Source organism: Mycobacterium sp. IDUB_37 (assembly GCF_055419245.1).
Genome location: NZ_JBVAXG010000001.1, coordinates 1358105 through 1373896, shown reverse-complemented (window position 1 = coordinate 1373896; position 15792 = coordinate 1358105). Strand labels below are relative to the sequence as shown.

At 75.9% G+C, this 15792-nt stretch carries 2 protein-coding genes; both read right to left on the bottom strand.

Annotation, left to right across the window (positions count from 1 at the left end; all coding sequences use genetic code 11):
* Window positions 1-22 precede the first annotated feature (22 nt).
* A complete protein-coding gene (locus tag ACZY1I_RS06375; protein ID WP_463753394.1) occupies window positions 23-7771 on the bottom strand; it encodes a PE family protein in 7749 nt (2582 codons plus the stop codon).
* A 230-nt stretch (window positions 7772-8001) separates the two neighbouring features.
* Window positions 8002-15738 carry a PE family protein gene (locus ACZY1I_RS06370; protein ID WP_463753393.1) on the bottom strand — a complete coding sequence of 2579 codons (7737 nt, stop codon included), beginning with the start codon at window positions 15736-15738 and terminating at the stop codon, window positions 8002-8004.
* Between the last annotated feature and the right edge of the window lie 54 nt (window positions 15739-15792).

Genomic DNA, 15792 nt, shown 5'->3' with positions numbered 1-15792 from the left:
CACTATCGGCGCAACCGCCCTGCTACGGGTTGCTGCTGCTCCCGCCGGAGCCGCCGGGCAGTCCGGCCCCGGTGCTGACCGAGACGCCGCCGCCGCCACCGCCGCCTCCGCCGCCATAGGCCCGGTTGCCGTTGCCGCCGTTGCCGCCGCCGGCGACGCTGCCGTTAGTGCCGTTAGTTGCAGTCACCCCGCCTTCGAAATTGGGGTTGGTCCCGGTGGGAGCGCCACCACCGCCGCCACCGCCACCGCTGCCGGAGACGGGGTCGCCGCTGCCTCCGGCGGCACCGTCGCCCCACTTGAGGCCTGAGCCACCCATGCCACCGTCACCACCGTCGATCAGGGCGCCACCCAAGAAACCACCCATGCCGCCACCCCCGCCGCCGCCACCTGCGGGACCGGTGCTGAAAGTGGTATGCGGCCACGAGCCACCGTCCTTGCCGACGCCGCCGCCCTTGCCGGGGGACGCACCGTTCACCGTGTCGTTGCTGCCACCGGTGCCACCCCCGCCGGAGCCGCCGTAAATTCCGGAACCGGGGTTGCCGACGCCGAAGACGCCGCCAGTCGCACCGCCGTTGCCGCCTTGACCACCTTTTCCGTTCACGCCGGTACCCCCTAGGCCGCCGCCGCCGCCACCGCCCCCGCCGCCCGCGCCGATGGAGGCACTTGGGATCTTGGAGGTGCCGCCGCCGCCGGTGCCGCCTTTACCGCCGTTACCACCGTTCACCCCGCCGTTGCCGCCGCCTCCGCCGCCGCCGCCGCCGGCGCCAGCGCCGCCGATCACCGCCACACTGCCGCCGTTACCGCCGGCACCGCCGTTGCCCATCGTGCCGCCGGCACCGCCGTTGCCGCCAACCCCGCCGTTGCCGCCGATGCCCTGGACGGAGACGTTGGCACCGCCGGCGCCCCCAGCGCCGCCTTTGCCGCCGTCGCCGTGCGTGCCTCCGGCGCCGCCGTTACCGCCGTGTCCGCCGGTACCGGCAGTGGCGAACTGCACGGTGCTTCCTCCTTGGCCGCCAGTCCCGCCGTTGCCACCGTTACCGCCGTGGCCGTATCCGCCTCCGGTGCCGCCGGCACCGCCAGATCCGCCGGTTCCAGCGGACGGGCTGCCGGCGCTCCCCGCACCCCCGTCACCGCCATTGCCGCCATTGCCGTAGTTGCCGCCATTGCCGCCGGCCCCACCGGCCCCACCGGCCGTGGCGTCGACAGAGTTGTCAGTGGCGCCCGCGCCACCGTTGCCACCATTGCCGACCGGCGTGGCGCCGAAGTTGATGTTGCCGTCGCTGCCGACCGTGCCGTCGCTGCCCCCGACGCCACCCTTGCCGGCGGCGCCGAACGTTCCCCCGGCACCGACCGCGCCGGGGGCACCGCCGTCACCGCCCTGACCGCCGTTCAGCGAGGTGGCGTTGCCGTCAGCACCGTCACCGCCGTCGCCGGGTGTGCCGGCATTGCCGCCGGTACCGCCCTTGCCGCCCTTCCCGTTGGTGCCACCGTTGCCCGCATTACCACCGGCACCGCCTTGGCCACCTTGGCCGCCCTGACCGCCCTGACCTCCGTTTCCGCCCGCGGTGCTTGGCGCGGCATTGGAATCGGTGGCGGCGTTATAGCCCTGGCCGGCTGTACCGCCCTGACCGCCGGTGCCGCCTTGACCGCCCAGGCCGGCGGTGCCGGTGTCGGAGGCGCCTCCTTGGCCGCCTTGACCACCGTTACCCCCGGCGCCACCGGCGGCACCTTGACCGCCGTTGGTCCCGGCCACACCCGCGCCGGCGTTGCCGCCGACGCCACCTTGGCCGCCGTTTCCACCGGTGCCACCCGTACCCGAGGCGGCGTTGCCACCGAATCCGACGCCGCCGAGACCGGCGGCACCCCCGGTGCCACCCTGACCGCCGATGTCGCCGATGCCGCCGGCCACGCCGGCATCGCCGCTGTGATTGGTTCCGGCCGCCCCGACAGCGCCGGTGCCTCCTGTTCCGCCGTTACCGCCGGTGCCGCCAAGCCCCAACTGCCCATTTGTGCCGCCGTGGGCATCGCCGGCATTCCCGCCGGACCCGCCTTGGCCGCCGGCACCGCCGGCTGCGCCCTGACCGCTGTTCGTCCCGGCGATACCCGCACCGCCATTACCGCCGGCCCCGCCTTGGCCGCCGGTGCCGCCGGTGCCAGCGGCGCCTGAGGCCGCATTGCCGCTCAATCCGGCACCGCCCAGACCGGCATCGCCACCGGTGCCGCCATTGCCGCCGGTACCGCCGATCCCGCCGTCCAGACCTGCGTTGCCGCTGTTGTCAGTCCCGGTGGCGCCTTGCGCACCGGTGCCGCCTTGGCCTCCGGTGCCACCCTTGCCGCCCTCGCCCTGCTGCCCGGACGTGCCACCGTTAGCGTTGCCTGCGTCGCCCCCGGCCCCACCTTGGCCGCCCGCCGCACCGGCACCGCCCTGACCGCTGTTGGTGCCGATGACTCCGGTGGCGCCTTGACCGCCTGTGCCGCCTTGGCCGCCGGTCCCACCATTGCCCGCCGCGCCGGCCGCGGACTGGCCGCTCAACCCGACACCACCCAGACCGGCGTCGCCGCCGGTGCCACCCTTGCCGCCGACTCCACCGGCCTGCCCGACATCAGCACTGTGGTCAGCGCCTACCGCGCCGGTGCCACCCTGGCCACCGGTACCGCCCTGGCCGCCCTGGCCTTGCTGTCCGGTGGTGCCGCCATGCGCACCGCCGGCAGCGCCGCCGGCCCCGCCCTGGCCACCCGCCCCACCGGCCGAGCCTTGACCGTTGTCGGTGGTCAGAACCCCGGTGCCGCCCTGTCCGCCGGTGCCGCCCCGGCCGCCGTCACCGCCGTTGCCGGCGGTCCCGGATGCGGCTTGGCCGCTCAACCCGAGGCCGCCCAGACCCGCATCGCCGCCGGTCCCGCCGGTGCCGCCGGTATCGCCGACGCCGCCGGTCTGCCCGGCGTTGCCGCTGTTGTCGGTGCCGGTGGCGCCTTGGGCACCGGCACCGCCCTTACCGCCGGTGCCGCCCTGGCCGCCGGCACCTTGTTGCCCGACCGTGCCGGCGTGACTGTTACCAGCATCTCCACCGGCCCCGCCCTGGCCACCGGCCCCGCCGGTAGCCCCATGGCCATTGTTGGTGCCGACGACGCCGGTGGCGCCCTGACCACCGTTGCCGCCTTGGCCGCCGGTCCCGCCGTTGCCTGCCGTGCCCGACGCTGCCTGGCCGCTGAACCCGACACCGCCCAGACCGGCATCGCCGCCGGTACCGCCCTTGCCGCCGGTGCCGCCTGCCTGCCCGACATCACCGCTGTGGTCGGCGCCCACTGCACCGGCGCCACCTTTACCGCCGGTGCCGCCCTGACCGCCCTCACCAAGCTGGCCGGCGGTGCCGCCATGTGCGTTGCCCGCGATACCGCCGCCCCCGCCCTGACCGCCCGCCGCGCCGGTGCCGCCCTGGCCGTTGTCAGTGCTGAGAACACCGGTGGTGCCCTGGCCGCCATTGCCGCCCTGGCCGCCGGTGCCGCCGTTACCCGCCGTGCCCGAGGCACCCGGACCGCTCAACCCGATCCCACCCAGACCGGCGTCACCGCCGGTGCCGCCCTTGCCGCCGACGCCACCGGCCTGCCCGACATCGCCGCTGTGGTCTGCGCCCACCACACCGATACCACCCTTACCGCCGGTACCGCCCTGGCCGCCGGCACCTTGTTGCCCGACTGTGCCGCCATTGGCGTTGCCCGCGGACCCACCGGCCCCGCCCTGGCCCCCCGCCCCGCCAGAGGCACCCTGACCGCTGTTCGTCCCCGCGACACCCGCGCCGCCGTCACCGCCGGTGCCGCCCTGACCGCCGGTCCCGCCAGCGCCGGCGGCTCCCGAGGCCGCCTGGCCGCTCAATCCGACACCACCCAGACCGGCACCACCGCCGGTGCCGCCCTTACCACCGTCTGCGCCAGTGCCGCCGTCGAGGCCAGCGTTACCGCTGTTGTCGGTGCCGTTACCGCCTTGGGCACCGGCGCCGCCCTGGCCGCCGGCGCCACCTTTGCCGCCCTCGCCCTGCTGCCCGGACGTGCCGCCGTTGGCGTTGCCTGCGTTGCCCCCGGCCCCGCCTTGACCGCCGCTCGCGCCGGTCGCGCCCTGACCGTTGTTGGTGCCGACGACGCCGGCAGCGCCCTGACCGCCGTTGCCACCCTGGCCACCGGTACCGCCGTTGCCCGCCGTGCCGGCCGCGGCCTGGCCGCTCAACCCGACACCACCCAGACCGGCGTCGCCGCCGGTGCCACCCTTGCCACCGACGCCACCGGCCACTCCGGCATCACCGCTGTGATCAGCACCCACCGCACCGGCGCCACCCTTACCCCCGGTGCCGCCCTGGCCGCCCTGACCTTGTTGTCCGGTTGTGCCGCCGTGCGCATCGCCTGCAGCGCCACCGGCCCCGCCTTGACCACCCGCACCGCCGGTCGCGCCCTGACCGTTGTTGGTGCCGACGACGCCGGTGGCACCTTGACCGCCCGTGCCGCCCTGGCCTCCGGTGCCGCCATTGCCCGCCGCGCCGGAGGCGGCCTGGCCGCTCAACCCGACACCACCCAGACCGGCGTCGCCGCCGGTGCCACCCTTGCCGCCAACGCCACCGGCCACTCCGGCATCACCGCTGTGATCAGCACCCACCGCACCGGCGCCACCCTTACCCCCGGCGCCACCCTGGCCGCCCTCACCCAGCTGACCGGCCGTGCCGCCGTGCGCATCGCCTGCAGCGCCACCGGCCCCGCCTTGACCACCCGCACCGCCGGTCGCGCCCTGACCGTTGTTGGTGCCGACGACGCCGGTGGCACCTTGACCGCCCGTGCCGCCCTGGCCTCCGGTGCCGCCATTGCCCGCCGTTCCCGAGGCGGCCTGGCCGCTCAACCCGACACCACCCAGACCGGCGTCACCACCAGTGCCACCCTTGCCGCCAACGCCACCGGCCACCCCGACGTCACCGCTGTGATCAGCACCCACCGCGCCGGTGCCACCCTTACCGCCGGCGCCACCCTGGCCGCCCTCACCCAGCTGACCGGCCGTGCCGCCGTGCGCATCGCCTGCAGCGCCACCGGCCCCGCCTTGACCGCCCGCACCGCCGGTCGCGCCCTGACCGTTGTTGGTGCCGACGACGCCGGTGGCACCTTGACCGCCTGTGCCGCCCTGGCCTCCGGTCCCACCGCTGCCCGCCGTGCCGGAGGCGGCCTGGCCGCTCAACCCGACACCACCCAGACCGGCGTCACCACCAGTGCCACCCTTGCCGCCGACGCCACCGGCCACCCCGACGTCACCGCTGTGATCAGCGCCTACCGCGCCGGTGCCACCCTTACCGCCGGCGCCACCCTGGCCGCCCTGACCCTGCTGGCCGGCCCTGCCGCCGTGCGCACCGCCCGCAGCGCCACCGGCCCCGCCTTGACCGCCCGCACCGCCGGTCGCGCCCTGACCGTTGTTGGTGCCGACGACGCCCGTAGCACCCTGACCGCCGTTGCCGCCCTGACCACCGGTCCCACCGCTGCCCGCCGCGCCGGAGGCGGCCTGGCCGCTCAACCCGACACCACCCAGACCGGCGTCACCACCAGTGCCACCCTTACCGCCAACGCCCCCGGCCACCCCGACGTCACCGCTGTGATCAGTGCCTACCGCGCCGGTGCCACCCTTACCGCCGACACCACCCTGGCCGCCCTCACCCAACTGTCCGGCCGTGCCACCGTGGGCGTCTCCGGCAGCCCCACCGGCTCCGCCCAGACCGCCGGCTCCACCCGCTGCGCCCTGCCCGCTGTTCGTTCCAGCGACCCCCGCCCCGCCGGCACCGCCGGTGCCACCCTGGCCGCCATGACCGCCGGATCCCGCTGTGCCTGAGACACTTTGGCCGAAGCCGCTGCCTCCGAGCCCGGCGTCGCCCCCGGTGCCGCCCTGGCCTCCGGTGTCGCCGACCCCGCCTGCCTGCCCCGCGTCGCCGCTGTGGTCGGTTCCGGCTCCGCCGGCCGCACCATCCCCGCCGACACCACCGTCGCCGCCACGACCGCCGGTGCCTTGCTGCCCGGACGTACCCCCGTTGGCGTTGCCGGCATCTCCGCCGGACCCGCCCTTGCCGCCAGCCCCGCCAGTCGCACCCCGACCGCTATTGGTGCCAGCAACGCCGGACCCGCCGTCGCCGCCGGCACCACCAGCGCCACCCTTCCCGCCGGACCCAGCGGTGCCGGCAGCGGCCTGGCCACCCAACCCAGCGCCGCCGACACCGGCATCACCGCCAGCGCCGCCTTTTGCCCCGTCACCGCCTACGCCGCCGGCCACCCCGGCGTCGCCGCTGTGATCAGCACCTACCGTCCCGGCCACACCCGTGCCGCCGACCCCGCCGTTGCCGCCGCGACCGCCAGCGCCTAACTGGCCGCCGCCCAACCCGCCCGTTCCGCCGCTACCGCCCTGGCCACCCGCCCCGGCAGCACCGCCCTGGCCGGCATTGACGCCGACCACGCCGTTCGCCCCCTGACCGCCGGCGCCACCCTGGCCACCGGCACCGCCACTGCCCGCGACACCCGCGGCCGCGACACCACCCAGGCCTACGCCGCCGGCGCCCGCCGCTCCCCCTTGGCCGCCGCCTCCGCCGAGACCTCCCTGGCCGGCGACCTGGTTCGGGTCGGTGCTGGTCAGACCCGCGCCGCCCTGCCCACCGATACCGCCGGCTCCGCCGTCGCCGCCGACACCACCAGTACCCGCCTGGCCGATCTGGCCGCCGGCACCGCCGGCCCCGCCGGCGCCGCCCACTCCGGCGGCACCCCCGGCAGCACCCGCGGCACCCGTCTCCAAGCCAACCGTGCCGGCCGAGCCGACACCGCCCTGTCCGCCGATCCCGCCGACACCACCGGCCCCACCTGCGCCGCCGTCACCAATCCACTGACCCCCTCGACCACCCGTCCCACCGACACCACCGTTCCCGCCCGCACCGCCGGCCACTCCCATGTCAGCACTGTGATCTGCACCCGCCAAACCGATGCCGCCTCTGCCACCAGCACCACCGTCGCCAAGGAACAGCGCCTGCCCACCCGCGCCACCCGCGCCGCCGACGCCACCCACCACGACAGCCATGCCCCCGGCGCCGCCCATGCCGCCGTTGCCCATCAGCCAACCGCCCGCACCACCGGTACCGCCAGCACCGCCCGCGAAGCCGCCGCCACCGACGCCGCCATTGCCCAGCATCCCGCCGGCGCCGCCATTGCCGCCTGCCTGCGGGCCTACACCGCTGGTCGACGTGTAGCCGGCACCGCCGTCACCGAAGAGGAGTCCGCCGGCCCCGCCATTCGGGTTGCCCGCGGTGCCCGGCGCGCCGTTGCCAATCAGACCGCGCCCCAGGAGCAGATCGGTGGGCGCATTGATCAGCGGGTCGAGCAGCAGACCGAAGGGGCTGGTGATCCACGCTTGCCCGAGCGTGTGAATCGGGCCGTACAGAAATGTCTGGAACGCACCGGCGGGCGATGCGGAGGCGGCCAACGCCGCGACGCCAACGGCCTCGGCACTTCCATACGAGACCGCTGCGCCGCTGAGCACCCGTACGAACTGGTCGTGAAAGCTCGCTGCCTGCGCGGCCACCGCCTGAAACTCCTCGGCGTGGGTGCCGAACAGCATCGCGATCGCGGTCGACACCTCATCGGCGGCCGCCGCCGGAATTTGCGTCGTGGCGCCCAGAGCCGCGCCGCTTGCGGCACTGACAGCCGAATTGATGGCGGACAAATTCGTTGTCGCCGTCGTGATCAGGTCTGGGGTTGCGACGAGATATGACATGACAATCCTCCGTGCTGCCCGTCAGCCCGAATGAAAAGTTGCACGCGGGTGCGGCCTGACACCGATGATCAGGCGATCGAGCACAGATGCGATCCGGGACGGACTACTGCAAATTCGGGACCATCGCGAAGCCACTACTGCAAAACGTGAGTCGCGGCGGCAGCTGTGCGCCATCCGGCTCATACGGTGCCGGCGTTGCCTGCTTTACCACCACTGCCACGACCGCCGCGTTATGTGCCACCAGGGCCGTTCGCGCCATCGCTGCCGTCCTGTCCACCCGTTGCACCGGAGCCGGCTTTGCCGCCGGCGCCACCGGATCCGCCTGCGGCCAGGGGAGAACCGGGGTCTCCGGGGGTGCCGTCGGGGAGACCGAAGCCACCGGAGCCGCCTGCGCCGTGCGTCCCACCCGCACCGCCGTTGGCACCATTGCCGCCGCTGGCGTTGATGAGGAAGAACGACCCGCTTTCGCCTCCGTTGCCGCCATTACCGCCGGCACCGCCGTCCCCGGCGGCCGCACCGTTGCCGCCGTCAGCGCCGGGTCCGCCAGCGCCGGAACTACCGCCGGTGCCGCCGCTGCCGGCGTTGCCACCGTCGCCGCCCTGGCCGGCGTTGCCGCCGTTGCCGCCCCGCACGCCGCTGGAATCGCTCCCGCTACCGCCGACACCGCCATCGCCGCCGGTCCCGCCGAAGCCACCGGCGCCGGCCAGACCACCGACGCCGCCGCTGCCCGCTTCGGCGGCGCCGCCGCCTATTCCGCCGCTGCCACCGACACCGCCCTTGCCGCCAACGCCGCCCGCTCCGCCATCCCCGCCACCGGTAGATGCCGCGTTGATGCTGCCCCCGGCCCCTCCAGCTCCGCCGTCACCGGCGTGGCCGGCGACACCGCCGGCTCCACCAATTCCTCCGTCGCCCGACCCCGCAGCGATGCCGCCCGCACCACCGTTGCCACCATTACCGCCCGCGCCGCCGGTGCCACCGGCGCCGCCATCGCCGCCCTTGGTGAGGGCAACTCCCGGCTCGCCATTGCCGCCGCCGCCACCGTCACCGCCGTTGCCGCCACCGCCGCCGATTCCGCCGTTGCCGCCGTTGCCGGAAATCGAACCGCCGTAGCCGCCCGCGCCGCCGTTGCCGCCGTGCCCGCCGGCAATCCCGTTGACACCGGCGGTGCCTGATCCGTCGATGCCGTGCGGGCCGGCTGTGCCGTTGATGCCTGCGCCCCCGTTGCCTCCGTTACCGCCGCTGCCCATCTGGCCGCCCTGCCCACCGGCACCGCCATCACCACCGCTGTTGCCGGCGCCGTCACCGCCGCTGCCGCCGTTGCCACCGTCGCCGCCGTTACCGGACGGCCCGGCTGACTGGGCGCCGCTGCCGCCGTCGCCGCCTGCGCCGCCCTTCCCGCCGGTGCTCGGCGTTCCTGCGGCCCCGCCGGGCACGGTGGGATACCCACCGGCGCCGCCGGCTCCTGCGGTCCCGCTGGTGCCCCCATTGGCACCGGTCCCTCCGTCACCGGCGAGCCCGTCGGCGGAGTCGCCGCCACTGCCACCGCTGCCGCCTGCCCCTCCTTTGCCGGCGTTGCCTCCGGCACCGGCAGTCTGGGTGTTCTCGTTCGCGCCGCCGTTGCCGCCGACGCCGCCGGACCCACCGTTGCCTGCGGAGCCGCCGTCGCCACCGGCGCCGCCCACGCCTGATCCCAGTGCGGCCCCACCGGCTCCACCGGCGCCGCCGCTGCCCGCATTGCCGCCGGCGCCGCCGGCCGCGCCGGCTTGCCCAGTTTGGCTGTTACTGCCGCTGCCGCCTCCGCCGCCGTTCCCGCCGTTCCCACCGCCGCCACCGGCACCACCGTTCCCGCCGTTGCCGGAAATCGACCCGCCATTGCCGCCGGCACCGCCGTTGCCGGCGTTGCCGCCGTGTGATCCGGCGAAGCCCGCGAGGCCGTAGCCGTCGACGCCGTGGGCGCCGTTGGCTCCGTCGAGGCCATATCCGCCCGCCCCACCGTTACCGCCGTTGCCGACCTGCCCGCCATTGCCGCCGGCGCCGCCGTTTCCGCCGCCGTTGCCTCCGTAACCGCCGAAGGCGCCGTCGCCGCCGTTGCCCGACGGGCCGGCGGCCATTGCACCGTTCCCGCCGTTGCCCCCGGCACCGCCATTGCCGCCGGCGCCAGCGACCCCCGGAGCTCCGGTGTTTCCACCCTGACCAGCCGGAGCGCCGCCGAGCCCGGCAGTGCCGCCTATACCACCGTGGGCACCGTTGCCGCCGTTACCGGCGAGGCCGGCCGCGGAGTCGCCACCGTTGCCGCCATTGCCGCCGCTGCCTGCGTTGCCGGCGTTACCGGCCGCGCCGCCGTTACCCCCGTGTTCACCCACCGGGCCGGAGCTTCCGCCGCTGCCCCCGTTGCCGCCGTAACCGCCGCTGGTGCCGACGCCGCCGGCACCGCCGAGACCACCGGTTCCCGCGCCGTTGGCGGCGCCGCCATCACCGCCGACACCACCGTTGGCGCCGTTGCCGGCTTTGCCGCCGGCGCCGCCATTGCCACCGAAGGCGCCGACGGCAAGGTCACCGGCAACCCCGCCGTCGCCGCCGTAGCTGCCGTTGCCGGCGAGGCCGCCGTTGCCTCCGACGCCGCCGGCGCCGCCGCTGCCGGAGCCGAGGGCTACTCCTCCGGCGCCGCCGTTCCCGCCGTTGCCGGCGCTGCCACCGGCACCGCCGGATCCGCCGGGGTTCCCCGAGCTGAAGATGCCGTCGTTGGAGCCGTTGCCGCCGCTGCCGCCATCACCGCCGTCGCCGCCGTTGCCGCCGGCACCACCAGCCCCGCCGTTACCGGAAATGGAGCCGCCGTTGCCGCCGGCACCGCCGTTGCCGCCGTTGGCTCCGGCATTGCCCGCCCCGCCGGGTTGGCCTTCGGCGCCGATCTCGCCGAAACTGCCCGGGGTGCCACGGCCCCCGGCCCCGCCGTTGCCGCCGTTGCCGACGGATCCGCCGTTACCCCCGGCGCCGCCGTTGCCGCCGACCACGCCCTGAGCACCTACCGGGCCGGTGCCACCCTGACCGCCAAGGCCGCCGTTGCCGCCGCTGGTAACCGGGGTGCCGTCGCTGCCGGTGGCGCCGGCTTTGCCGCCGCTGCCGCCGGTGCCGATCGCCCCGCCCTGGCCGCCGGCGCCGACCTGACCCGGATCACCACCGTCGCCGCCGCGTCCACCGTCATTGGGGATGCCCTCTCCGCCATAACCGCCGAAGCCGCCGTCGCCGGGTTTGCCGGCGTCACCACCGGTGCCGCCGACGCCGCCGGTGCCGTTGACGCCCGCGGTGCCGGATCCGCCTACGGCCACGCCACCGGCAGTACCGCCGGCGCCGCCCTTGCCGCCGACACCGCCCTTGCCGCCGTCGCCGCCGTCTTGACCTGCGCCGCCGATCGAAGTTGCGGGCGATCCGTCGAGTCCGTTGCCGCCCGTGCCGCCAGTCCCGCCCATTCCGCCGGTGCCACCGGTGCCGCCGTTGCCCGCAATGGACCCGCCCAAGCCGCCAGCGCCACCGGCCCCACCAGTCCCGCCCGCGTTGCCGGCGGTGCCCGAGTCACCCGCGATGACGCCATCGGTGCCATCGGCACCGCTACCCCCGGTGCCGCCGGTACCTCCCTGACCCCCGTTGCCGACGTTGCCGCCGTTGCCCCCGGCACCACCTTTTCCGCCTACGCCAGCGGATCCCGCGGCGGCGTCCCCACCGATGCCGCCGATCCCGCCATTACCGGTCCCAACAGGGCGCTGACCAGCGGCGCCATCGGCACCTGTCTTCCCACCACCACTGTCACCACCGGCACCACCCAGGCCGACCGTCCCAGCGTCGCCACCGTTTCCACCGGTGCCGCCGTCACCTCCTGGGTCACCCGCGCCCCCGCCTCCGCCGTCGCCGCCGGCGCCGCTGTTGCCGCCGGCACCCCCGCTGCCACCGGCGCCGTGGCCGCCATCGCTGTATCCCGCAGTCTGATGCCCGCCACCGACGCCACCGGCGCCGCCGTTGCCGCCGGCCGCACCGGCCCCACCGTTGCCGCCGTTGTTGCCCGTCCCGGCGGGAGTCGCGCCGGGTGCGCCGTCGATGCCGTTGCCGCCCGCTCCGCCGACCCCGCCGTCGCCACCGAGTCCGCCGGCCCCGCCGTCGCCGCGGACCGCCCCGCCGAGACCACCGGTTCCACCTGCCCCACCGTCACCACCGGCGGTGCCCGCCGTGCCCGAGTCACCGGGGTTGACGCCGTCGACGCCGACCATGCCTTTCGATCCGGTACCGCCGGTGCCTCCCGTACCGCCGTCACCCAGGTTGCCGCCGTCTCCGCCGGCACCACCATTTCCGCCGCTACCACCGGTGCCGGCAGTCGAGGTACCACCGTCACCGCCCATCCCGCCGTTGCCCGACACTCCCGTCGCCAACTGGCCGGCCGCGCCCTGCGCCCCGGCCTTGCCGCCCCCGCTGTCACCGCCGCCACCACCTTGACCGACGGCACCCGCATTACCCCCGCCACCGCCGGCTCCGCCGTTGCCGGCGGTGACCGCCTGCCCACCGACCCCGCCCTTGCCACCAGCACCACCAGCCCCGCTATTACCGCCCGCGCCGCCGTCGCCACCGACCCCGTGCGCGCCGTCGCTGTAACCCGCAGCCTGATGTCCCCCACCGGCACCGCCCGCGCCACCGGCACCGCCCCGGCCTCCGCCGCCCCCGGTACCCCCGGCACCACCAACACCACCGTCACCGCCAGTCGAGGGCCCGACCTGATTCATGAGCGGGAAATCTGTGGAATCCGCCGATCCGCCCGCGCCGCCGATCCCACCGGTGGCCCCAGCAGCGCCCGCACCGCCCGCACCGCCCTGACCGCCGACACCCCCTCCGCCACCGCTCCCGCGGACCGACCCACCGGCGCCACCGACACCACCGGCACCACCCGCTCCGCCGGCCTGGCCTGCGGCTCCGTCGCCGCCTCGACCACCCGTGCCGCCGGTCGCCCCGGTGGCCTGACTCAGATCCAGCGATCCGCCGGTGCCGCCGTTTCCGCCGTTTCCGCCGGGCGCACCCAGACCGCCGTCGCCGCCGTCGCCGGCGGCCGCGCCCGTTCCAGGTCCTGCGGTGGCGACGTAGGTGCCGCCGTCGCCGCCATTGCCGCCGGCCTGCCCGCCCACCGTCCCGTTGTCGCCGCCAGTGCCCGGAGTTGCGGTATTGAATGACGCCGGGTAGCCGGTGCCGTTATCGCCATTGCCGGCTGGAGCCACCGGCGGCGGATTGACCCCGTTCGCGCCGGCCGCACCGTTACCACCGGCGCCGCCCTGTCCACCGTCGCCGAAGTTGCCGCCCGCGCCGCCGGCCCCGCCCGCACCGCCGTCACCCGCACCAGCCGCGGTCGGGCTGAAACCAGCCCCACCGGCTCCGCCGTTGCCCATCACTCCGTCCGGAGTCGTGCCGGCGATGCCGTTGATACCGGTGCTGACCCCGCTGCCTCCGGTGCCCCCAGCACCCCCGACACCCGTGTCGCCACCGGCCCCACCAGCCCCGCCATTGCGGTGACTCGCATCCCCGGCCGCACCCGCGCCGCCGTTGCCCGGGGCGGCGCCGTTCCCGCCGTCACCGGCGTTGCCTCCGGCCCCAGCCGTTCCCTGCGTGCCGTGGGCGGCTAACCCGCCGGCGCCGCCATCTCCGCCGTTTCCGCCACCGCCGCCGTTTCCGCCGTTTCCGCCGGCCTGTCCGGCCTCACCTGCGGTCGTCGCGTCCGCGCCGAGCTCACCGGCTCCGCCGTGGCCACCCGACGCGCCGTTGCCACCCTTGCCGCCCGCCCCACCGTTCCCCGCCACCGACCCACCCGCACCGCCGGCGCCGCCCTGGCCGCCGGTGCCACCATTTCCGCCGTTACTGCCGGATTGGCCCGTTGCGGTGGCCGCCAACCCGTCCTCGCCGCGCGCGCCATCACCTCCGGCCCCGCCGGCACCGCCATTGCCCTGGCTGCCACCGGTCCCACCCGCGCCACCCGCACCGCCGTCACCGGCACCAACCGTGGTCGCGCTGTAGCCGGTTCCACCCGCACCGCCGTTACCCAACACCCCGTCCGGAGTCGTGCCCGCTACGCCGCTCGTGCCGGTGCTGACCCCATTACCGCCGGTGCCCCCAGCACCCCCGACACCCGTGTTGCCGCCGGCCCCACCAGCCCCGCCATTGCGATCGCTCGCGTCACCGCCCGCACCCGCGCCGCCGTCACCCGGGGCGGCGCCGTTCCCGCCGTTACCGGCGTTGCCCCCAGCCCCAGCCGTTCCCTGCGTGCCGTGGGCAGCTAACCCGCCGGCGCCGCCATCGCCGCCATTGCCGCCGCTGCCGCCGCTTCCGCCGTTTCCGCCGGCCTGCCCCGCCTCACCCGCGCTGGTCGCGTCCGCGCCGAGCTCACCCGCCCCGCCATGACCACCCGACGCACCGTTGCCACCCTTGCCGCCCGCGCCGCCATTCCCCGCAACCGACCCACCCGCACCACCGGCCCCACCTTGACCACCATGACCGCCATCGCTGCCGCTACCGCCAGATTGGCCCGTCGCCGTGGCCGCCAACCCGTCCTCGCCGCGCGCGCCATCACCTCCGGCCCCGCCGGCACCACCGTTGCCGTGACTACCCCCGGCCCCACCCGCACCCCCGTTTCCTCCGGCGCCCCCAGCGGTGGTGGCGTTGAAGCCGGCACCGCCCGCACCACCATTGCCACCGGCCACCAACACGCCCGCCGCACCGTTCACACCCGAAGCCGCACCCGGCCCCCCCGCGGCCCCACCGACACCGCCGGCACCCGCGCCGCCGGAATCACCGCCCAGCCCACCCGTACCCCCTATCGTCGCCGAATCCCCGGCCCCACCGGCACCCCCGTTGCCCGCGACCCCGGAATCGCCGCCGGCACCCCCAGCCCCACCGGTCCCATTCGCGCCCGATCCGCCCCCGAACACACCTCGCGCGTGCCCGCCCGCACCACCCGCGCCGCCGGCGCCACCGTCACCACCGGTGCCGCTGTCACCACCTTCACCGCCGCTACCGCCCACCAGCGTCGACGTCCACCCCAGACCACCGGCCCCGCCCGTGCCACCCGCGCCGCCCGCGCCGCCAACACCCCCGGCGCCGCCGGCACCCCACAACAGGCCACCACTACCCCCTGCGCCACCCGTGCCGCCGGCACCACCATTACCGCCCAAATGGCCGGTACCAGCTGCCACGAACTGTGTCCCCGCCGACCCCGCACCACCCGCGACACCACTCATTCCGGTCCCGCCCGCCCCGCCAGCGCCACCCGCCCCCAGCAACATCGCGCTTCCGCCGGCGCCACCCGCACCGCCCACGCCGCCAGCTAGCCCGACTCCACCCCTGCCCCCGGCACCGCCGTCGCCCCACAGCCAGCCGCCGCTACCCCCCGCGCCACCGGAGGCCCCGCCACCACCCGTGCCGCCAACGCCGCCCGGCCCGATCAACCCCGCGGCACCACCAGCCCCACCAGCGTGACCGGCAGCACCCGACCCCCCATTACCCCCACGACCCCACAGCAACCCACCCGCACCACCCGCAGCCCCCGACCCCGCCGCCCCATCCGTACCCGGACCGACCAACGGACGCCCCAACAACGCATTCGTCGGCGCATTCACCAGCGCCAACACGCCCTGTTCGAGCGCCTGCAACGGCGACACATTCGCCGCCTCAGCCACCGCATACGCCAACCCACCCGAGCTCAGCGCCGCCACGAACTGATCGTGAAACAGCGCCGTCCGCGCACCCAGCACCTGATACTCCGCACCAAACCCGCCGAACAACGCCGCAATAGCCGCCGACACCTCATCCCCAGCAGCCGGCAACACCTGCGTCGTCGAGGCCACCGCCGCAGCATTCGCCGACCGCAACGCCGAGGAGATGCCAGTCAAATCCCGCGACGCCGCTGCCAAAGCGCCGGGCCCGGCCACCACAAATGACGACATTTCCAACTCCAAACCGCAGCTCAAGGCAGTGGCGCGGTATCCCGCCACTGCACC

Coding starts and splice junctions, on each gene's coding strand:
- ACZY1I_RS06375 (WP_463753394.1), bottom strand. CDS start 7,771: ATGTCATATCTCGTCGCAACCCCAGACCTGATCACGACGGCGACAACG.
- ACZY1I_RS06370 (WP_463753393.1), bottom strand. CDS start 15,738: ATGTCGTCATTTGTGGTGGCCGGGCCCGGCGCTTTGGCAGCGGCGTCG.